A 20,712-nucleotide genomic window follows, 5' to 3' on the forward strand; every position below is an offset into this window, starting at 1 on the left:
TCCTCCAAGATGCTGCCCGTGAGGACCCTCCAACGTCCCCCTCCTCGCCGGCGAGCCTCGGCTAAGCTGAACGACAAGTTCGAAAGGGCACTTTCATGCCTACGCTCAAGGAGCGGGTCGCACGTCTGGAGCATGACTTCGTGGAGCTCGGTGCAAACTGCATCAAACGGTCGACGGATCGCGCCTACGAGGCGGTGACCCCCGTCTTCGCCAAGCTGGAGGAGCTGGACGGGCGGCTCACCCGGGTCGAGCGGTCGGTGCGGGAGATCAAGGTCGAGGTGGGCTTCCTGCGCGACCACATGATCGCCTTCACCGGTCGGATGGACCGGATGGACGCGCGGATGGACCGTCTGGACGACCAGATCGAGGAGCTCGGCGCCCGCCTGGACGGGCGGATCGACGAGCTCGGTACGCGGGTCGACGCCCTGGCCGAATCCAACGCGGCGATGTTCCAGGCGATCCTGGAGCGACTGCCGGCGAAGGCCCTGTCGTAGCCGTTCCACGAACGGGCACGGCTCCGCACGGGCACGCGGACCGCATCCCTGCGGACGAGATGAGGCGAGATCAAGGCCCGGCCTCCCGGATCACCGGGAGGCCGGGCCTTGCCGCTGTCTCGTCGCGGTGGGCCGCCGGAGGCGTGGGCTTCGCTCTCCCCCTAGCGGTCGATGATCTCGTTCTTGCCGATGACCACGACGCCGCCCCGGGTCACCGCGAAACGGTTGCGGTCCTCTTCGAGGTCGAAGCCGATCCGGGCGCCGTCGGGGATGATCACGTTCTTGTCGATGATGGCCCGCCGTACGATCGCACCCCGCCCCACCTTCACGCAGCCCATCAGCACCGAGTCCTCGACGGTGGAATGGGAGTGCAGCACCACGCCGGGGGAGAGGACGGAGCGCTCGGCGAGGCCGCCGGAGACGATCACGCCGGGGGAGACCAGCGAGTCGATCGCCCGCCCCACCCGGTCGCCGTCGTTGTGCACGAACTTGGCCGGGGGAAGCGGGTCGTGGCCGGTGTAGATCGGCCAGCGGTCGTTGTAGAGGTTGAAGACCGGGTGCGCCGCGATGAGGTCCATGTGGGCCTCGTAGTAGGCGTCCAAGGTCCCCACGTCGCGCCAGTAACCCCGGTCGCGCTCGGTGGAGCCGGGCACCACGTTGTCGGCGAAGTCGTAGACCTCGGCGCTGCCCGCCTTGACCATCATCGGGATGATGTTCCCGCCGAGGTCGTGCTTGCTGGTGGGGTCGAGCGCGTCCTCCCGGAGCGCGTCGATCATCGCCTGGGTCCGGAAGACGTAGTTGCCCATGGACGCGTAGACCTGGTCGGGCGCGTCCGGCAGGCCGACGGCGTCCTTGGGCTTCTCCCGGAAAGCCACGATCCGCCGCCCGGCCGGGTCGGTCTCGATCACCCCGAACTGGTCGGCCAGTGAGAGCGGCTGCCGGATCGCCGCCACGGTCACCTCGGCGCCGGAGTCGATGTGCTGCTCGACCATCTGCCGGGGATCCATCCGGTAGATGTGGTCGGCGCCGAACACGATGACGTGCTCGGGCATCTCGTCGTAGATGAGGTTCAGGTTCTGGAACAGGGCGTCGGCCGATCCGGAGAACCAGCGCGGCCCGAGCCGCTGCTGCGCCGGGACCGGCGTGACGTAGTTGCCCAGCATCGCCGAGAGCCGCCAGGTGCGCGAGATGTGCCGGTCGAGGCTGTGGTTCTTGTACTGCGTCAGCACGACTATCTTCAGATAGTGGCCGTTGGCGAGGTTCGACAGCACGAAGTCGATCAGCCGGTAGATCCCCCCGAACGGCACCGCGGGTTTGGCCCGATCCGCCGTCAGCGGCATCAGCCGCTTGCCTTCACCGCCGGCGAGCACGATCGCGAGGACTCTCATGTCAAGGACCTTAACCCGCCGGGCAGGCCTGAAACACTAGGCTGCGCTCATGCGCGTCGATCTGCTGAGTCGTGAATATCCTCCGGAGGTCTACGGCGGGGCGGGGGTGCACGTCGAATACCTCGCCGCGGAACTGAGGCGGCTGGCCGACGCCCGCGTCCGCTGTTTCGGGGCGCCGCGCTCCGAGCCCGGCGTCGAGGCCTACCGGGTGCCGGGCGGGCTGGAGACGGCCAACGCCGCGCTGCAGGTGCTCGGTGTGGACCTGGAGATGGCCGCCGGGTGCGAGGGCGCCGACCTGGTGCACAGCCACACGTGGTACGCCAACTTCGCCGGTCACGTGGCCAAGCTGCTGTACGGCACGCCGCACGTGGTCACCACGCACAGCCTGGAGCCGCTCCGGCCGTGGAAGGCCGAGCAGCTCGGCGGGGGATACACGCTGTCGTCGTGGGCCGAGCGGACCGCGCTGGCGGGCGCGGACGCGATCATCGCGGTCTCCGAGGGCATGCGGCGCGACGTGCTCGCCTGCTACCCGGAGATCGCCCCGGAGCGGGTCTCGGTGATCCACAACGGCATCGACACCACGGAGTACGCCCCCGACCGCGGCACCGACGTCCTGAAGAAGCACGGCATCGACGAGCGCAGGCCGTACGTCGTGTTCGTCGGCCGGATCACCCGGCAGAAGGGCCTGGTCCACCTCCTGCACGCCGCGCGGGACTTCCACCCCGACGCCCAGCTCGTGCTCTGCGCGGGCGCGCCCGACACACCCGAGATCGCCGCCGAGGTGAAAGGCCTGGTCCGCGGCCTGGAGCGGGACGGCGTCATCTGGATCTCGGAGATGCTGCCGCGCCCCGAGGTGATCCAGATACTCACCCATGCGACCGTGTTCGTCTGCCCCTCGATCTACGAGCCGATGGGCATCGTGAACCTGGAGGCGATGGCCTGCGAGACCGCCGTGGTGGCCACGGCCACCGGCGGCATCCCCGAGGTCGTGGCCGACGGGGAGACCGGTCTGCTGGTCCCGATCGCCCAGTCCGCCGCGGACGGCACGCCGGACGACCCCGCCCGGTTCGCCGCCGATCTCGCCGAGCGGGTCAACAGGCTGCTGGCCGACCCGTCGCTCGCCGCCGGGCTGGGCCGGGCCGGGCGGGCCCGGGCCGTGGAGCACTTCTCCTGGGCCCGGATCGCCGAACGCACGATGGACCTCTACCGGTCGGCCGTGCAGCCGGCCCGCCCGTGACGCGGAGGCTCAGAACCTGATCGCCGGCCGGCGGCTGCCCGCCTGCGGCGGTGACCTCGTGCTCCGGGCCGGGCTCAGTCCTCGGCCAGCACGCTCCCGTAGGCGCGGGCCGCCAGGTCGGCGATGAGTCCGTGCGCGCCCAGGGGGTCGGCGAACTCGACGCCGGCCTCCGCCGCCGCGGCGCTCACCACGTCCGGGCCCGCCTCGTGGCCGATCAGGCAGGGGGACAGCGCGATGCGCTCGGCGCCGACCCCGCGCAGCCGCTCGGCGGCGTCGGCGACGGTGGGCGCGCCGTCCAGGGACGCGACCAGCACGGGCAGGGTCAGGCGCGAGGCCAGCAGCACGGCCGTCGGCTGCGCCTCCACCGCCGCGCCCTCGCCGCCGACGGTGGCCAGGATGACCGCGTCCACCGGGCTGGAGATGTTGAGCAGCCGCATCCTGTCCGCGCGGGCGAGGCCCTTCTCCGCGAGGCGGATGTGCAGCGCCTCGGCGAGCAGCGGGTGCGGTCCGAGCGAGGCGGTGACGGTCACGTTCGCCCCGCTCTCCTCGACCGCCCTGGCGATGAGCCGGTCGGCGCCGGAGAGCGGCCCGGTCAGCAGCGGCACCACGATGGCGGCCACGCCGTCGGCGGGCCTTTCACCTGCGGCGGCCTCCAGTTCGGAGGTCAGCTCCTTGGCGTCCTCGCCGAGGCCTGCCAGGCGGACCTGGATCTGCGGGTTGTCCACCCGGACCATGGCCGCGAGCTCGGCGGCGGCGCCCGACGCGTCACCGGGTACGGCCAGCACCAGCGCGGGTGCCTCGGGCGGGAGCTGGGAGGGCACGGGCCGGCGGTGCCGGCCGGAGGGCCGGGCGGCGCGTCCGCGCACGGGGAGGCTGGAACTCTCACTCACACGCGCGAACTCTAGGCCCCTTTCGGACACTTTGTCATTGAAAACGGCAGCAATTCCGTCACAACCCGCTGACACCCCGGTGAACATGCCTCCCACCAGGGGCTCCGGCCCCCGGAGCACGCCCGCGGACGCAGCCACGGGCACGACTCGCGGAGGACGTCCACGGCCGGGCGGTCGCCATGACCGCCCGGGTCCCGAGGACGGGCGGAACCGGCCTCCGGCCGGGCGGGGGTCAGTCTTCCCGGTGGCCCTCCCACTCGTCCTCCAGCGCCGAGTGCACGACGGAGTCGCGCCAGGCTCCGCGGGCCCGGACGTGGTGCCGGATCCTGCCCTCCTCGACCATCCCGGCGACCAGCATCGCGAGCTGGGCGGCGGTGTTGGCCGGGGAACGGGCGCCCCAGATGCGGTGCAGGCGCAGGTGCCTGAAGCCGAACGTCAGCATCAGCCGGATCAGGTCGGTGCCGATGCCCCGGCCCCAGTGGTCCGGGCGCAGGCCGAGGCCGATCTCCGCGCTGTGCGGGTGGTCGGCCTCGATGTGCAGCCGGGCCACACCGATGACCTCGCCGCTCGCGATTTCGGTCACCGCGAGCACGTAGAGCCGCCTGGGGACCGCCCCGGCGGCCTCGAGCGCTTCGGTGACTATCTCCTCGACCTCCTCGCGGGTGCGCGGGTCGAACGGCAGGTGCTCGGTGGCGGTGGGATCCCCGTAGACGGCGTGCAGCGCGTCCACGTCGGCGGTCGTCACTTCCCTCAGTCCGAGTCTCTTGCCGGAGATCTCAACAGGGCGCATGCGCCGACGCTAACGCCTCGGCAGCCCCACGGCTAGAGATCGTTTCGGCTGGCAACTATTCCCTTATTTAGCACAATGTCATGTTGATGCCGCCGAAGACCTGGATCGGCCCGATTCTGAGGCGGCGGCGGGCCCGGGAGCGGCCGGCGGCGAGGGCCCGGAGAGGCCCGCGGGCCGGGCTGTGCGGGTGGCGGGGACGGCCGTCCCCGCCACCCGCACAGCCTCCTTCCGTGACGAGGACTCAGGCGGTGCGGGGAACGGCCCCCGCGGACGTTCCCCGGTCGCCGAGGTCGGCGTCACGGGTCTCCGGTGCCAGGAGCAGGCCGACGGCGGTGACGGCCAGCGCCGCCACCACGTACAGGGAGACGGCCAGGGTGGTGCCGAAGCCCTCGAACAGCCGCAGGGCGACGATCGGGGCCAGCGCGCCGCCGAAGATGCCCGCGACCTGATAGCCCATCGAGGCGCCGCTGTAGCGCAGCCGGGTGCTGAACAGCTCGGCGATGAACGCCGCCTGCGGGCCGTACATCGCGGCGTGGCAGGCCAGCGCCACGATCGAGGCCAGCGCGATCACCGGGAAGGACCCCGTGTCCAGCAGCGGGAAGAAGGCGAACACCCAGATCGCCGCCGTGACCACGCCCGCCAGGTAGACCGGCCTTCTGCCCACCCGGTCCGAGAGCGCGCCGAACAGCGGGATGAGGAAGAGCTGCACGGCCGAGCCGATCAGCACCGCGTTGAGCGCGATGCCGCGGTCCAGCCCGAGCGTGTCGCTGACGTAGGAGAGGCTGTAGGTGACGAACGTGTAGAAGGCGACGTCCACGCCGATGCGCGCGAGGAACGCCGATGCCAGCGCCCGGGGGTGGGTGCGGATCACCTCCAGCAGCGGCATCCTCGCTTTCCTGCCGGCCTGCTCGACCTCGGCGAAGAGCGGTGACTCCACGATCCGCAGCCGGATCCACAGGCCGACGACCACCAGCACGCCCGAGAGCAGGAACGGGACCCGCCAGCCCCACGACAGGAACGCCTCGTCCGGCAGGGCCGCGGACATCACGCCGAGCACGCCCGCCGCCAGCAGGTTGCCGGCCGGCACGCCGACCTGGGGCCAGCTCGCGTTGAAGCCGCGCCGTGCCGGGTCACCGTGCTCGATGGACATGAGCACGGCCCCGCCCCACTCGCCGCCCAGGCCCAGGCCCTGCACGAAGCGCAGGGCGGTCAGCAGCAGGGGAGCGGCGACGCCGATCGTCGCGTAGCCGGGCAGCAGGCCGATGAGGAAGGTCGCGGCCCCCATCAGCAGCAGGGTCGCCACCAGCACGTTCTTGCGGCCGACGCGGTCGCCGAAGTGGCCGAACACGACGCCGCCCAGGGGCCTGGCGACGAACCCCACGGAGTAGGTGAGGAGCGCCAGCAGCGTTCCGGTCAGAGGCTCGAAGGTCGGGAAGAAGAGCTTGTTGAAGACCAGAGCGGCGGCCGTGCCGTACAGGAAGAAGTCGTACCACTCCAGTGAGGTGCCGATCAGGCCGGCCACGATGACCCGCCTGGCCTGGGAGCTCGCCATCGCATTCGCTCCTTTGTGAAGGGGATTGAACTTCAACATAAGTATTGTTCAACAATTCGACAAGAACTTTGTTCCATGATTCTCTTGGGCCGTGGACAACGCCGTCGCCGCCCTCGAACACGACCGCGGCCGCCTGGGACGCAGCAGCACCGCGGAGCGGGTCGCCGACATCCTGCGGGACCGGATCGCCGAGGGGCTCTTCGCGCCGGGTCAGCGCCTGTCGGAGGAGGCCATCGGCGCGGCCCTCGGCGTCTCCCGCAACACCCTTCGCGAGGCCTTCCGGCTGCTCGGCCACGAGCGCCTGCTGGAGCACCGGCTCAACCGCGGGGTGTTCGTCCGCGTGCTCTCGGCCGAGGACGTGGCCGACGTCTACCGGGTCCGGCGGGTGATCGAGGGCGCCGCCGTACGCAACAGCCCGCGCGCCGCGCCCGAGGCGTTCGCCGCGATACGGGAGACCGTCGCCGACGCGCTCCGAGCCGCCCGGGAGGACCGCTGGCAGGACGTGGGCACCGCGAACATCCGCTTCCACCAGACCCTGGTCACCCTCAACGGCAGCCCCCGGCTGGACGAGACCATGCGCCAGCTCCTGGCCGAGCTGCGGCTGGTGTTCCACGTGATGGAGAACCCGCGGGCGTTCCACGAGCCGTTCGTGGCCCGGAACCTGGAGCTGCTGGAGCTGATGGAGGCCGGTCGGGTCGCGGAGGCCGAGCGTGCGCTGGAGGATTACCTCGACGACGCCGAGAGGCTCCTCGTGCGGGCCTACACGCCCCACCCGTAGCCCTCCCCCCGACGCCCGCCGCGGCGGGCGCACGCGCCCCGCCCGTGGTCACGGCCGGGGTGGGTCACAATGATCGGATGACCTCGGCTGTCCTGCACGTCCGCGTGATCACCGGCCCCGGCCTGGTCGCCGATCCCCGGCTGCTCGCCGAGGTCGCCGACAGGGAGTTCGCCGCGCTCGGCGTCCGCGGGACCCTCTCGCCCGCCTCCGGGCCGGCCGCGGTGCAGGACGCCCTGGCGGGCGGCGCGGCCTCCTCCGACGTCCTGGTCGTCCTGCCCGGCCCGGACCCCGGGATCAGAGCGCTCATCCCCGCCCATCCCGGCGCCGTCTGGCTCGACCTCACCAGGGCCGATCCCGTCCCGGCCGGGACCTTCCCCGGGCGCCGGGGGGCCTCCGGGGAGACCGGGGAGACCGTGCACTCCACCCACCTGCACGGCCGGGGAGTCTGGGGGCTGGCCTGGGCGATCCGGCACGCCGTGCACCGGCGCCGCCGACCGGCCCGCAGGGTCGCCTACGGCGCCCACCCCGACCAGTGGGCGGAGGTACGGCTCCCGCCGGGACCCCGGGCGGATCCGGCGGCGAACCCGGAGACGAGCCCGGAGACGGGCCCGGATCCCGCGGCGGCTCCGACGGCGGTGCTGCTGCACGGCGGTTACTGGCGGTCGGTCTGGGGCGCGGACCTGATGGACGCGCTCTGCGCCGACCTGGCGGCGCGCGGCTTCGCGTCGTGGAACCTCGAGTACCGCCGCCCCGACCTGCACGGCTGGGCGGCGACGACCGGGGACGTGGCGGCGGGGGTCGCACTGGCCGCGAGGGGCGCCCGGGGCCCGGTCGTGCTGATCGGCCACTCGGCGGGCGGGCAGCTCGCGCTCCGCGCGGCGGCCGACGACCGGCGGGTCACCCTGGCGGTCTCCCTCGCCGGGGTGCTCGACCTGGCCGAGGGCGACCGCAGGCACCTCAGCTCGGGCGCGGTCGCGGCGGCGCTCGGCGGGTCGGTCGCCGAGGCGCCCGACGTCTACGCCCGCTCCAGCCCGATGGAGCGCCTCCCCCTCGGGGTGCCCCAGCTCGTCGTGCAGGGCGACGGCGACGACTTGGACCTGGTGGACCTGGGCCGCCGCTACGCGCGTGCCGCCCGGGAAGCGGGCGACGACGTGACGTACCTGGAGATGGCCGGCGACCACTTCGACGTCATCGACCCCGCCTCGCCGATCTGGCGCGCGACCGCCACGGAGATCGCCGCAGTGATCGCCGCAGTGATCGCCGGACACGGCCGCTGACCCGGGGCCGTACGGGCTGCGGGCGGGGAGCGGACGCGTCCCCGCCCCGTCCCGCCGGACCTCAGGCGGAGGTGAGCGGTCTCCAGGGAACAGGGCTGGAGAGCACCATCATGCTCGACGGGTGCCCGTACGGCGCCAGCCTGTCGATCAGCTCCTCGAACGCGGTCATCGATGCCGTCGCCACCCGCAGCAGGCAGCAGGTCTCCCCGGTCACCCGGTGCACCTCCAGGATCTCCGGCCAGGCCAGCGCCCGCTCGTCGCGGAGCACGCACCGCGGCCCGTAGCACGACATCCTGATCAGCGCCGCCACGCCGCGCCCGGCCAGCGCCGGGTCCACCCGCGCGTGGTAGCCGATGATCACCCCCGACTCCTCCAGCCGCCGCACCCGCTCGGCCACCGCCGGGGCCGACAGGTGCACCCGCCGGGAGAGCTCGCTGTAGGACAACCGCGCGTCGGCCTGCAGCTCAGCCAGGAGTGCCCAGTCCATCGCGTCCATCGTCACACTCCGTCATCCCGTAAGCCGGACACCCCCGGTGCTTTCCGATCCGAAGGTCATCCGCAAAATCACCTTTCCTGCATTATTTCCGGATTCTCTGATTCGGACCACCATGGAAGAGAGAAACGTACGAGGAGGAAAAACCCAGTGAACGGCATCCAGCAGCGCACCGAGCAGGACCGGGCCGAACGGGCCAGGGCCAACGAGGGCCTGCCCACGCTCGGGTTCGACTCCGCCACGCCGTACGACGACTACGTCGGCACCGCGACCCTGCACCGGCTCCAGCACACCGTCACCGACGCCCCCGAGGAGCTCGCGTTCCTGGTCACCACCCAGGTGATGGAGCTCTACTTCGGCCTGCTCCGCTCGGAGTGGCAGCTCGCCCAGCGTCAACTGGACGACGACGACGCCACCGCCGCGACCGCGACGATCAAGCGCACGGTCCGCCACTTCGAGGCGCTCAACGCCGCGTGGGCCTCGCTCAGCTGGCTCACCCCGGGGCAGTTCAACCAGTTCCGCGACGCACTCGGCGAGGCGTCGGGCTTCCAGTCGGCGCTCTACCGCCACGTCGAGTTCCTGCTCGGCAACAAGTCCGAGGCGCTCATCCGCCCGCACCGCCGCAACCCCGAGGCGTACGCGGAGCTGCTGGAGGCACTGGTCCGCCCGAGCCTCTACGACTCGGTGCTGGCCTTCCTCTCCCGCGCCGGTTACGCGGTCCCCCGAGAGGCGGTCGTGCGGGACTTCTCGGCCGACTACCAGCCCAGCCCCGAGGTGGAGGCGGTCTGGGCCGAGGTGTACGGCGGGCCGCTCGCCCCGCTGGCCGAGGCGCTCACCGACCTGGCCGAGCAGTTCTCCGACTGGCGTTACCGGCACCTGATGGCGGTGCGCCGCTCGATGGGCGCCAAGCCGGGCTCCGGCGGGTCCAGCGGACTGACCTGGCTGGAGCGGAGCATGCGGCGCGAGATCTTCCCCGAGCTCTGGACGGCCCGCACGCTCATGTGAGGTGACCGCCGCGAGCTCCGCACAGCACGTTCATGCGAGACGACTGTGAGGTGACAGTGTGGACGATCCCCCCAGCGGCCCCCCTCGCGGACGCGCCGCCGACGATCCCCCCGAGGTGGCCGTCGTCGGCGCCGGCCTGGTCGGCTGCCTGCTGGCCTGCTTCCTGGCCCGGCGCGGCCATGCGGTGACGCTCTACGAGCGGCGGCCCGACCCCCGCGAGGCGGGCGGCGGGCGGAACCGCTCGATCAACCTGGCGATCTCCGAACGCGGCCTCGACGCCCTGCGCCGGGTCGGCCTGGACGAGACCGTGCTCAAGGCGGCCCTGCCGATGTCCGGCCGGATGATGCACGCCCCCGACGGCACGCTCGGCTTCCAGCCCTACAGCGCCGACGGCCGCCGGGCGATCAACTCCATCAGCCGGTCCGCGCTGAACCGCACACTGCTGGAGGCCGCGGACGCCTTCCCCGGAGTGCGGCTCCGCTTCCGGCACCGGCTCACCGGCCTGGACCCCGAGACCGGCCGGATGGAGTTCGACACCCCCGGCGGACCGGTCGCCGCCGTCTCGCCGGTGATCCTCGGCGCCGACGGCGCGGGCAGCGCGGTCCGGGCCAGGCTCCAGGTCAGGCCGGGGTTCGACCTGCACCAGGAGTATCTGGACTACGGCTACAAGGAGCTCACCATTCCGGCGAAGGACGGCGACTTCGCCCTCGACCCCGGGGCGCTGCACATCTGGCCGCGCGGCCGGTCCATGATGATCGCCCTGCCCAACCCGGACCGTTCCTTCACCTGCACGCTGTTCTGGCCGGAACGGGAACTCGCCGAGCTGGACACTCCCGCGAAGGTGGAGCGGGCCTTCGCCGAGCACTATCCCGACACCCGCGGCCTCATCCCGGACCTGGCCGCCGGATACGCCCTCAACCCGGTCGGCCACCTGGTCACCGTCCGCTGCTCTCCCTGGACGGTCCTCGGCCGGGCCGCCTCGGTCGGGCTGATCGGCGACGCCGCGCACGCGATCGTCCCCTTCTACGGCCAGGGAGCCAACTGCGGCTTCGAGGACTGCGTCGAGCTGGACCGCTGCCTGTCGGAGACCGGCGACGACTACGCGGCGGCCCTGGCCCTGTACGAGGCCCGCCGCAAGGCCAACACCGACACCATCGCCCGTCTGGCCCTGGACAACTTCGTGGAGATGCGCGACAAGGTCGCCTCCCGCGCCTTCCTGGCCCGCAAACGCGTCGAGCACACCCTGGAACGCGTCCTGCCCGGCCGCTACGTCTCCCGCTACGAGCTGGTCTCCTTCAGCACCGTCCCCTACGCCGAGGTCGAGCGCCGCGTCGCCCGCCAGCGGCGGTGGGCCGTCACCGCGGGGGTCCTGGGCGCTGCGGCCGCGGCGGGCGCGGTGCTGGGAGCACGTTCCCTGCTGGGCGGCCGTTGACTCCAGGGGCCCAAGGGCTCCGAAGGTCAAGGGCTCCGAAGGTCAAGGCCGCGGCCTGCCGGGCGCGCCGGGGCTGACGCCCGAACACAGGCCGGAGCGCAGGGCGGCGGTCAGGGCGGTGATCGCGGGACGGGCGGCGGCGCCGCGCCGGAAGGCGATCCGGGTACGGCGGCGCATGGGCAACGCGGTGAGCCGGACGCCCTCGGGCGGATCCTCCGCGCCGAGCTCCGGCACCAGCGCCGCCCCCTGGCCGATCGCGACCATCGCCAGGACCGTGGCGAAGTCGTCGATGTGGTGCCGGATCCGGGGGGCGAACCCGGCGGCCTGGCAGGCCCGGACGGTCATCGCGTGGCAGAGCGTGCCCGGGGTGGACGCGATCCACGCGGCGTCGCGCCACGGCAGGAGCGCGGTGCGCGCCGAGGCGGCCGCCTCCGGCCCGTCCGGGGGAACGGAGGCGGCGGCGCGGGACGTCACCAGGTACATGGGCTCTTCGAGGAGAGGGATGGAGTCCAGGGCGAGGTCGGGTTCGGTGGGGACGAAGTCGTACTCGTGGACCAGCGCCACGTCCAGGTCGCCGGCGCGCAGGCGGGGAGCGACCTCGGCGGGGTCGATCTCGTCGACCATCGGCTCCAGGGCCGGATGCTCCCTGGCCAGGGCGGCCAGGGCCGCGGGCAGGAGGGCGCGGGTCGCCGTGGGGAAGGCGCCGATCCGGACGGTCCCGGTCAGGCCGGTCCGGGCGACCGCCAGCTCGGCCGCGGCCTGCTCCAGCCGCTCCAGTACGGCCTCGGCGTGGCCGACCAGCGCGATCCCCGCCGGGGTGAGCGCGACCCGGCGGCCGGTGCGCTCCAGCAGCGCCACTCCGGCCTCCCGTTCCAGGGCGGCGAGCTGCTGGGAGACCGCCGAGGGGGTGAACGTCAGAGCCTCGGCCACCGCGGCGATCGTGCCGCGGTAGGAGAGTTCGCGGAGCAGGCGGAGCCTTCGCACGTCGAGCATCAGTTCAGCTTAATAGTCTGAGAAGAAACGCGAACTGGACCTGCACGGTCAGTGGCGGTCAGGCTCGGGGCATGAACCTCTCCGGTGTGTACGTCCCCCTGATCACCCCCTTCGCCGAGGACGGCGAGGTCGCCGCCGGCGCGCTCGACGGCCTGGCGCGCGCCGTACTCGACGGCGGAGCGGCCGGGCTGGTCGCCCTCGGCACCACCGCCGAGGCCGCCATGCTCGCCGAGGAGGAGCGCCGGGCGGTCGTCGGGATCTGCGCGCGGGCCTGCCGGGAGCACGGGGCGACGCTGATCGTCGGGGCCGGGTCGAGCGACACGCGCGGCTCGGCCGAGGCGTTGCACGCCCTCAAGGACGTCGCGGACGCCGCCCTGGTCACCGTCCCCTCGTTCGTCCGCCCGTCGGAGGCGGGGGTGCTCGCCCACTTCACCGCGCTGGCCGGGCAGAGCCCGGTGCCGCTGATCGTCTACAACGTCCCCTACCGGACCGGGCAGTCCGTCGGCGCCGCCACGCTGCGCGAGATCGGCGAGCTGCCCATGGTGGCGGGGGTAAAGCACGCGGTCGGCGGCGTCGACGCCGACACCGTCGCGCTGCTGGCCGACCTCCCCGAGGGCTTCGCGGTCCTCGCCGGGGACGACCCGTTCTTCTCCGCCGTGCTCGCCCTGGGCGGATCCGGCGGCATCCTCGCCTCGGCGCACCTCGCCACCGCCCGGTTCGCCGAGCTGGCCGAGGCCTGGGCGGCCGGGGACGTCACCCGCGCCCGCGCCCTCGGCCACCGCCTGTCGGCCATGTCGTCGAGCCTGTTCACCGAGCCCAACCCGACCGTCCTGAAGGGAGTGCTGCACGCCCAGGGCCGGATCCCCACCGCCTCGGTACGGCTCCCGCTCGTCCCCGCCCGGCGGGAGTCGGTCGAGGCGGCGCTGCGGCTGCTGTGACCGCGCGGCCGCCGTGACCGCGGCGGGCCGGGCGGGTCAGACGGCCTGGCAGCCGGGGCACCAGAACAGGTTGCGGCCGACGAGCGCCTCGGTGCGGACCTCGGTCTCGCAGACCAGGCAGGGCATGCCCGAACGGCGGTAGACGTAGACCTCGCCGCCGTGGTCGTCGATCCGGGGCGGGCGGCCCATCGCCTCGGGCGTGTGCTCGGGCCGTACCGTGTCGATCCTGCCCGCCCGCACGCCGTCGGCCATGAGGAGCACCAGGTCGGCCCAGATCGCCTCCCACCGCTCGCGGGTCAGCTCCCGGCCGGGCGTGGCCGGGGCGACGCCCTGGCGGAAGAGCACCTCGGCCCGGTAGATGTTGCCCACCCCCGCGACCACCGACTGGTCCATCAGCAGGGCCCCGACGGACGTGCGGCTGCGGGCGATCCGCCGCCAGGCCAGGTCCGGGTCGGCGTCCGGGCGCAGCGGGTCGGGCCCGAGCCGGGCGTGCAGGGCCTTGACCTCGGCGGGCTCCAGCAGCTCGCAGGTGTTGGGGCCGCGCAGGTCGGCGTAGTGGCGGGCGCCGGTCAGGCGCAGCCGCACCTCGCCGACGGGTGGGAGGACCGGGACCTGGGCGAAGGCGTACTTGCCGTAGATGCCGAGGTGGACGTGGAGCCACCGGTCGTCGTCGAAGCCGAGCAGCAGGTGCTTGCCGTGCGCGTCGGCCTCCCGGAGCACCCGCCCGTCGATCCGCAGGGCTCCGGCGGCGAACCTTCCCTGGGGGCTCTCGGCGCGCACGGTGTGGCCGCAGAACAGCCGCCGGTGCTCGGCGGCCAGGCGGTGGATGGTGTGTCCTTCGGGCATGGTGCAGGTTATCCGGCCTTCTCGGCTCGTGCGGTCTTCTGGGCGGCTCCGGGCAGCCCGGCGGCTCCGGCCCGCCCGCCCGCAGGGGGAGCGGCGGGCTCACGGCGGACGAGTGCGTGCGCGGCCGCGGCCAGGGCGGCCCCGGCGGCGTAGGCGACCAGGTCCATCGCGCCGAACGTGCTGCCGAGCACCAGCCTGGCCAGCACGCTCGCCTCCGACAACGCGGCGGGCACCGGCGTGAGCTGGGCCAGCTCCACCGCCCAGCTGAGCGCCACCGCCCCGGCCGCGGCCCGGACCGGGGCGACGCCGGGCCGCACGAGCACCACCAGCGTGTACACGAGCACGGTGTAGAGGGCATCGCCGCCGTACTTGGCGAACCAGCCGTCGGCGACCGCGCGCAGGGTCAGGCCGGCGGCGACGGTGACGACGGCGACCAGGGCGGCGGGCAGGCGGGTGCGGAGGGCGGGAGGCACCGCTCCACGATAACGACCGCCGGTCCCGGCCGGCACGCCGGTCAGGGCAGCCGCCACACCACCGGCAGGCCCCTGCCGCCGCCTCCGACTCCCCGCCCGGCCGGACCCGGGTGTGCAACGCGACGCGCATGCCGTACCTCCGTTGATCGGAGACCGTTATAGCAGTCATCCGATCAATTGTGGCTCTTCGGCCGGAGATCAGGGCAGGGGAGGCAGGCGGGAACCGTACAGCCAGGAGGTGAAGAACGTCTCGGACGACCTCGGGGCGTACTCCCGGGCGAGGTCGAGGAACATCTCCGTGGTGACCGAGCCGTGCCGGTTCTCGCTCGTCCAGGCGCGCAGCAGCGCGAAGAAGGCCAGGTCTCCGAGAGTGGTGCGGAGCGCGTGCAGGGTGAGGGCGCCGCGCTTGTAGACGCGGTCGTCGAACAGGTTGCGCGCCCCGGGGTCGGCCAGCACGAAGTCCTGGGGGAGGGCGGCCAGGCGGCGGTGCCAGTGGGCCGCGTGCTGGGCGGCGGACGAGCCGCCGGACACCTCCGACCATATCCACTCCGCGTAGGCCGCGAATCCCTCGTGCAGCCAGATGTCACGCCAGTCGGCCACCGTCAGGCTGTTGCCGAACCACTGGTGCGCCAGCTCGTGGGCGACCAGCCGCTCCTCGCCGCGCGCCCCGTCCACGTGGTTGGCACCGAAGATCGACATCCCCTGCGCCTCGACCGGGATCTCCAGCTCGTCCTCGGTCACCACCACGGTGTAGGAGCCGAACGGGTACGGCCCGAACCGCTCGGTGAAGGCCGTCATCATGCGGTCCTGCCGCCCGAAGTCGTTGCGTACCCGGCGGGCGAGCGCGGGCGGGTGGAACGCCTGCATGCGGGGTCCGAGCTCCGTCCGCCGGTAGCGGCCGATCTGCACGCTCGCCAGGTACGGCGCCATGGGTTCGGCCTGCTCGTACACCCAGGTCGTGGCCGCCGCGGCATCCCGCCGCTCCACCAGCTCCCCGTTGGCGACCACCGTGTACGGCGAGGCCGTGGTGACCTCGATCCGGTAGGAGGCCTTGTCGTCCGGCCGGTCGTTGCAGGGGAACCACGACGGGGCCCCGATCGGCTGGCCGGCCACGATCACACCGTCGGCGAGCTGCTCCCAGCCGAGACCGCCCCAGTGGCTGGAGACCGGCCGGGGGCTGCCCGCGTAGCGGACCTCGACGGTGAACGGCCCCGGCCGCAGCCGCGCCTGCGCGACGCGCAGCTTGCCCCCGCGGTGGGTGAAGCGGGCCGTACGGCCGTCGACCAGCACCTTGCCGACCCGGAAGGCGCCGAGGTCCAGGCAGAGGTGCTCCAGCGGCCGGACGGCCTGCGCTGACAGGCGGGCGACGGCGTCGAGCCGGTCGGCGCCGATCCGGTAGTCCAGGGACAGGTCGTAGTGGCCGACCCGGTAGCCGTCCTCGCCGTGCGAGGGGAAGTAGGGGCGGTGGTGGGTGGTGCTCAGAACTCTGCTCACGTCCTCTGCGGGTGCGCCGTCCATGCTGCGATCGGGTTGCCGAACCAGCGCGTTCCCGGCGGCACGGACTCGCCGCGCATCACCAGGGACGCCGGCCCGACCGTGGTGTTCTCCCCCACCGTCGCCGCGGGCAGGACCACCCCGTGCGGGCCGAGCGTCGCGCCGTTCCGCAGGACGACAGTATCGATGCTCATGACCCGGTCGTGGAACAGGTGCGTCTGCAGGACGCACCCCCGGTTCACGGTCGCGCCGTCGCCCAGGGCGACCAGGTCGATCTCGGGCAGCCAGTAGGTCTCGCACCACACCCCCCGGCCGATCCGCGCGCCCATCGAGCGCAGCCAGAGGTTGAGCGGGGCCGTGCCCAGCCACGCGTGGGCGAACCACGGTGCGGCCAGCAGCTCCACGAAGTTGTCGGCCAGCTCGTTGCGCCACACGAACGAGCTCCACAGCGGCCGGTCGCCCGCGGAGATCCGGCCGACGATCAGCCACTTGGCGGCGGTGGCGACCGCCGCGGCGAGCACGCCCGCCCCGGCCGCCACGACGCCGGTCAGCAGCGCCGTGACCGCGACGCCGTACTCCCGCAGGAGCCACTCCAGGGCGGCGACCACGAGTACGGCGAGCGCGACCGTGGCCATCGCCGGGACGAGCCGGCAGAGTTCGACGGCGGCGCGGGCCGCCTTCAGCCGCACCGGCGGGTCGTAGGTGCGGCTGCGGTCGCCGTCCTCGGCGGTGCGGCGCAGCTCGACCGGGGGCATGCCCAGATAGGACGAGCCCGCCTTGGCCTTCTTCGGCGCGGCCGACAACACCGCGACCAGCCCGTCCCTGGGCACCTTCCGGCCGGGCGCGGTCATCCCCGAGTTGCCGAGGAAGGCGCGCTTGCCGATCCGCACGCGGTCCACCCGGAAACGCCCGCCGTCCAGCTCGTACGGCGCGACCATGGTGTCGTCGGCGAGGAACGCGCCGTCCCCGACCGAGGTCATCGAGGGCAGCGCCAGCACGGTGGAGAGCTCCACGTCCCGGCCGACCTTCATGCCCAGGGCACGCAGCCAGGCGGGGGTGGCCGCGCTCGCGTACAGCGGGAAGAGCCAGACCCGGGCCATCGCCATCAGCCGGCCCGTGGTCCACGCCTGCCAGGCCTGGCGGCTGTGCACCGGGTGCAGCCCGGCGCGCAGGCCCACGGCCAGCAGCCGGACCACGACCACGACGGTCAGCGCGAAAACCGCCATCGAGGCCACGGTGGCGAGCGGCACGCGGTACAGGGCGTCGGCGAGGGTGCCGCGGGTCAGCAGGAGCAGTCCGGGGGCGGCGGCGGCGATCGGGACGAGGCCGAGCGTCAGCGCGGTGAGCCCGTAGACCGCCGCCCAGAGCCGGGAGCGCGGCGGACGGGGGGCGGAGGACCGGCGCGCCTTGCCCGTCCGCACCGCGGGCACGCCCGCCCAGCGCTCTCCGGCCGGCACCGGGCCGGCCACCGCCGAGCCGGGGAGGATCTGGGCGTTCTTCCCGACCCGCGCTCCGGGGAAGAGCGTGGAGCGGGCGCCGACCACGGCGCCCGCTCCGATCCTGATCTCGCCGACGTGCACCCGGTCGCCGTCGATCCAGTACCCGCTCAGGTCGGTCTCGGGCTCGACCGCCGCGTTCCTGCCGAGCTTCAGCATGCCGGTGATCGGCGGAGGGGAGTGCAGGTCCGCGTCGGCGCCGACCGTCGCGCCGAGTGCGCGGGCGTAGTGGGTGAGCCAGGGGGCGCTGGAGACCTCGGCCACGCCCAGCCGCTCGGCGAGCTGCTCGGCGAACCAGAGACGCAGGTGGACGGCGCCGCCCCGGGGGTAGGTGCCGGGCTCCAGGCCGCGCAGCAGCAGCCGGGCGCTCCCCGCGGCCAGCGCGATCCGCCCGGCGGGGGTGACGAACACCAGGCCGCCCAGCAGGACCTGCCACCACGGTACGGCCGGCGCCCACGGCAGGCCGGCGAGGTTGTTGAACGCGGCCAGGCCGACCAGCCAGCGCATCCCGCCTGCGGTGAGCAGGACCACGGTGAGCACGACCTGCGCGATCGCGGTGCGGCGCGGCACGGGCGCGACGACCCGGCCGGCGGTCACGATCTGCGGGGCCTCCAGCGCGGACAGGCGCGCGGCGAGCGCACCGAGCGTCGGGTGCTCGTAGAGGTCTCCGGCGGTGACCGCCGGGTACCGCGCCCTCAGGGCCGAGACCAGCCGGGCCGCGGCCAGGCTGGTGCCGCCCTCGGCGAAGAAGTCCCCCTCGGTCACGCCGAGGACGTCCCGCCAGCGCTCCGCCACCCAGAGATCGACGCCGGCGTCCGCTCCGGGACCGTCCCCGGCGCCGGTCAGCGGCCAGGGGAGGGCGTCGCGGTCGATCTTGCCGGAGGTGCGGGTCGGCAGGTCGTCCACGACGGCGAGCCGCGGCACCAGCGCGGCGGGCAGCGCGTCCCGCAGCCGGTCCCTGGCCTCCTCCTGGTCGAACCCCTCTCCCGGCACGACGTAGCCGACGAGGAGCTGGTGTCCGCCGCCGGTCGTGCGGACCGCCGCGGCCGCCCCGCTCACTCCGGGCAGCGCCTGCAGGGCCGCATCCACCTCGCCCAGCTCGATCCGGCGCCCGCCGAGCTTGACCTGCTCGTCCGCCCGCCCGCCGAAGACCAGCCCCTCGGGCTCGGCCCGGACCAGGTCACCGCTGCGGTAGGCCCGCTCCCAGCCGAGGGACGGAAGCGGGGCGTACTTCTCCGCGTCCTTGTCCGGGTCGAGGTAGCGGGCCAGGCCGACTCCGCCGATGACCAGCTCACCGCTCTCGCCCATGGCGACCGGCTCCCCGGCGGGGTCCACGACCGCCAGGTCCCAGCCGTCCAGCGGCAGCCCGATGCGGACCGGTCCCTCCCCGGTCAGCGGGGCGGCGCAGGCGACCACCGTCGCCTCGGTCGGGCCGTAGGTGTTCCACACCTCCCGCCCGGGCACGGCCAGCCGCTCGGCCAGCTCGGGCGGGCAGGCCTCGCCACCGAAGATCAGCAGCCGGACGTCGTCGAGGCTCTCCGTCGGCCACAGCGCCGCCAGGGTCGGGACCGTGGAGACGACCGTGATGCCCATCTCGGTCAGCCACGGGCCGAGGTCCATGCCGGTGCGCACCAGCGACCGGGGCGCGGCGACCAGGCACGCGCCGTGCCGCCAGGCCAGCCACATCTCCTCGCAGGAGGCGTCGAAGGCCACGGAGAGCCCGGCCAGGACCCGGTCGCCGGGGCCGATCGGCTCGTCCTGGAGGAACAGCCGGGCCTCGGCGTCCACGAACGCCGCCGCGCTGCGGTGGGTGACCGCGACGCCCTTGGGCTTGCCGGTCGACCCCGAGGTGAAGATGATCCACGCGTCGTCGTCCGGGCCGGGCCGTACGGCCCCGGACGCCGGCAGTGCGGAGGGGAGGGCAGGAGTCGCGGCCGGGCCGTCGGTCCCGGGACCCCTCGTGCCCTCCGGCAGGCGGTCCCAGGAGTCGAGGACGATGACCTTCTCGCCCTCGACGACGGCCGCCGACACCCCCGCCTCGGAGAAGACCAGCTCGGCTCGCTCGTCGGGGTCGTCGGCGTCCACCGGGACATAGGCCGCGCCGACGGCGAGCACGGCCAGGATCGCGACGTACAGGCCGGTCGTGCCCGACGGCACCCGCACCCCCACCCGGTCGCCGCGGCCGATCCCGGCCTCCCGCAGCTCACCGGCGAGCCGGTCCACCTCGGCGCGCAGGCCGAGGTAGTCGAGGCGGGTCCGCCCGTCATCGAGCGCGGCCTCGTGCGGGTGGAGCCTGACGGTGCGGTCGAGGATGTCGATCAGCGTCCTCCCGGCGGGAGCCTCCCCTCCGGGGAAGACCGCCTGACGCGGCGCATGCCGGATACCGGGATCGTTAGGGCGCAAAGAATCTCTCCCAGTCGCGTGACCGTGACTCCCGTCAGACTACGCGCGCGGTCCGGGCCGCCCTGGGATGCCACTCCTTAGCTCCGTATGTCAACGACTGCCGGGACTGGTGCTATTCCTGCATCGCGCGTGACATATCTCCCTATATATGCACCTTATGGTAACTGAGATGCTACTTAGGGTGATATAGCATCATTTCGGGGTAACCAGCCTGACGACCCCTCACCAGTGCGGTGGAGTTCGCGCCTGCCGCCCGTCCGAGGAAGTTGGTCATTCATGAGAAGTGTCATCTTGCCGGATGCCGGGCTCGCCACCGATCTGCCGCCGACGCTCGACCCCGCCTTCCCGCCCCCCGGGCAACCGGCAGCCCTCCCCGCACCGGGCACCGTCACCGCCCTGCCGCCGGCCGCCGCCGGCCTGGAGCTTCTGATCGGCCCCGCAACGGACCGCATCGTCGTCACCCTCGTCGGGGACCTGACGATGTCGACCGCCTACATCCTCGGACGCGCCCTGACCGAACTGGTCGACCAGGGCCACCGTTTCCTCGTGCTCGACGCCAGCGCGCTCGGCTCTTGCGACGGCGCCGGGTGGACGCTGCTCCTCGGAATCCGCTGGCGGCTGGCCACCGTCTCGGGACACCTCAGACTCACCGGACTGGCCCCGCGGCTCGTGCGCTCGTGCGTGCAGCTGGAGCTCGCCGAGGTGTTCGGGCTGGACGGGGCCTGAGCCGGCC

At 73.4% G+C, this 20,712-nt stretch carries 17 protein-coding genes and 1 pseudogene; 8 read left to right on the forward strand and 10 right to left on the reverse strand.

What is annotated here, in order from left to right:
• Window positions 1-95: 95 nt before the first annotated feature.
• Window positions 96-494 (forward strand): coiled-coil domain-containing protein, encoded by a 399-nt coding sequence (locus HS041_RS25675; RefSeq protein WP_196443349.1) that lies wholly within the window; start codon window positions 96-98, stop codon window positions 492-494.
• Window positions 495-655: 161 nt separating this feature from the next.
• Here HS041_RS25675 and glgC read toward each other — a convergent pair.
• Window positions 656-1,885, reverse strand: a pseudogene (glgC, locus tag HS041_RS25680) (glucose-1-phosphate adenylyltransferase); the annotation flags it as partial.
• A gap of 46 nt (window positions 1,886-1,931) precedes the next feature.
• On the opposite strand from glgC, the gene glgA reads away from it, so the two are divergent.
• The gene (glgA, locus tag HS041_RS25685; RefSeq protein ID WP_196443351.1) at window positions 1,932-3,119 is read left to right on the forward strand and encodes a glycogen synthase; all 1,188 of its coding nucleotides are present in this window, start codon (window positions 1,932-1,934) and stop codon (window positions 3,117-3,119) included.
• Window positions 3,120-3,193: 74 nt separating this feature from the next.
• On the opposite strand, the gene HS041_RS25690 is transcribed toward glgA, so the two are convergent.
• The 3 genes from HS041_RS25690 to HS041_RS25700 form a co-directional block, all read right to left on the reverse strand.
• Entirely contained in the window at window positions 3,194-4,009 is an 816-nt protein-coding gene (locus tag HS041_RS25690) for a sirohydrochlorin chelatase (protein WP_307845469.1), read from the reverse strand.
• Window positions 4,010-4,241: 232 nt separating this feature from the next.
• Window positions 4,242-4,799, reverse strand: a complete 558-nt coding sequence (locus tag HS041_RS25695; RefSeq protein WP_196443353.1) for a GNAT family N-acetyltransferase — start codon at window positions 4,797-4,799, stop codon at window positions 4,242-4,244.
• Window positions 4,800-5,040: 241 nt separating this feature from the next.
• The gene (locus HS041_RS25700; protein ID WP_196443354.1) at window positions 5,041-6,351 is read right to left on the reverse strand and encodes an MFS transporter; all 1,311 of its coding nucleotides are present in this window, start codon (window positions 6,349-6,351) and stop codon (window positions 5,041-5,043) included.
• A gap of 91 nt (window positions 6,352-6,442) precedes the next feature.
• Here HS041_RS25700 and HS041_RS25705 point away from each other — a divergent pair, with 91 nt between their 5' ends.
• Complete coding sequence (locus HS041_RS25705) at window positions 6,443-7,129, forward strand: GntR family transcriptional regulator (protein WP_196443355.1); 687 nt, start codon at window positions 6,443-6,445, stop codon at window positions 7,127-7,129.
• A gap of 77 nt (window positions 7,130-7,206) precedes the next feature.
• Window positions 7,207-8,406, forward strand: a complete 1,200-nt coding sequence (locus HS041_RS25710) for an alpha/beta hydrolase family protein (protein ID WP_230879602.1) — start codon at window positions 7,207-7,209, stop codon at window positions 8,404-8,406.
• A 61-nt stretch (window positions 8,407-8,467) separates the two neighbouring features.
• On the opposite strand, the gene HS041_RS25715 is transcribed toward HS041_RS25710, so the two are convergent.
• A complete protein-coding gene (locus HS041_RS25715; protein ID WP_196443356.1) occupies window positions 8,468-8,902 on the reverse strand; it encodes an Lrp/AsnC family transcriptional regulator in 435 nt (144 codons plus the stop codon).
• A gap of 147 nt (window positions 8,903-9,049) precedes the next feature.
• Between HS041_RS25715 and HS041_RS25720 the strand changes: the two genes are divergently transcribed.
• Together HS041_RS25720 and HS041_RS25725 are read left to right on the forward strand one after the other, a co-directional pair.
• Entirely contained in the window at window positions 9,050-9,904 is an 855-nt protein-coding gene (locus tag HS041_RS25720) for a tryptophan 2,3-dioxygenase (protein WP_196443357.1), read from the forward strand.
• Between the two features lie 58 nt (window positions 9,905-9,962).
• Window positions 9,963-11,336, forward strand: a complete 1,374-nt coding sequence (locus HS041_RS25725; RefSeq protein WP_196443358.1) for an FAD-dependent oxidoreductase — start codon at window positions 9,963-9,965, stop codon at window positions 11,334-11,336.
• A gap of 42 nt (window positions 11,337-11,378) precedes the next feature.
• On the opposite strand, the gene HS041_RS25730 is transcribed toward HS041_RS25725, so the two are convergent.
• On the reverse strand, window positions 11,379-12,329 hold the full coding sequence (locus tag HS041_RS25730; RefSeq protein WP_196443359.1) for a LysR family transcriptional regulator: 951 nt from the start codon (window positions 12,327-12,329) through the stop codon (window positions 11,379-11,381).
• A gap of 71 nt (window positions 12,330-12,400) precedes the next feature.
• Here HS041_RS25730 and HS041_RS25735 point away from each other — a divergent pair, with 71 nt between their 5' ends.
• On the forward strand, window positions 12,401-13,267 hold the full coding sequence (locus HS041_RS25735; protein ID WP_196443360.1) for a dihydrodipicolinate synthase family protein: 867 nt from the start codon (window positions 12,401-12,403) through the stop codon (window positions 13,265-13,267).
• A gap of 36 nt (window positions 13,268-13,303) precedes the next feature.
• Here the strand turns inward: HS041_RS25735 and HS041_RS25740 are convergent, their stop codons facing one another.
• The 4 genes from HS041_RS25740 to HS041_RS25755 form a co-directional block, all read right to left on the reverse strand.
• The gene (locus tag HS041_RS25740; RefSeq protein WP_196443361.1) at window positions 13,304-14,113 is read right to left on the reverse strand and encodes an Fpg/Nei family DNA glycosylase; all 810 of its coding nucleotides are present in this window, start codon (window positions 14,111-14,113) and stop codon (window positions 13,304-13,306) included.
• Window positions 14,114-14,121: 8 nt separating this feature from the next.
• On the reverse strand, window positions 14,122-14,586 hold the full coding sequence (locus tag HS041_RS25745) for a ribosomal maturation YjgA family protein (RefSeq protein ID WP_196443362.1): 465 nt from the start codon (window positions 14,584-14,586) through the stop codon (window positions 14,122-14,124).
• Window positions 14,587-14,784: 198 nt separating this feature from the next.
• Window positions 14,785-16,080, reverse strand: a complete 1,296-nt coding sequence (locus HS041_RS25750; RefSeq protein ID WP_307845470.1) for a M1 family metallopeptidase — start codon at window positions 16,078-16,080, stop codon at window positions 14,785-14,787.
• Window positions 16,077-19,979 (reverse strand): Pls/PosA family non-ribosomal peptide synthetase, encoded by a 3,903-nt coding sequence (locus HS041_RS25755; protein WP_230879603.1) that lies wholly within the window; start codon window positions 19,977-19,979, stop codon window positions 16,077-16,079. Before HS041_RS25755 ends, HS041_RS25750 begins: the two co-directional genes overlap by 4 nt.
• A 276-nt stretch (window positions 19,980-20,255) precedes the next feature.
• On the opposite strand from HS041_RS25755, the gene HS041_RS25760 reads away from it, so the two are divergent.
• Window positions 20,256-20,705 (forward strand): STAS domain-containing protein, encoded by a 450-nt coding sequence (locus tag HS041_RS25760; protein ID WP_196443364.1) that lies wholly within the window; start codon window positions 20,256-20,258, stop codon window positions 20,703-20,705.
• The last annotated feature ends 7 nt before the right edge of the window (window positions 20,706-20,712 follow it).

Source organism: Planomonospora sp. ID67723 (assembly GCF_015711605.1).
Classification (GTDB): domain Bacteria; phylum Actinomycetota; class Actinomycetes; order Streptosporangiales; family Streptosporangiaceae; genus Planomonospora_A.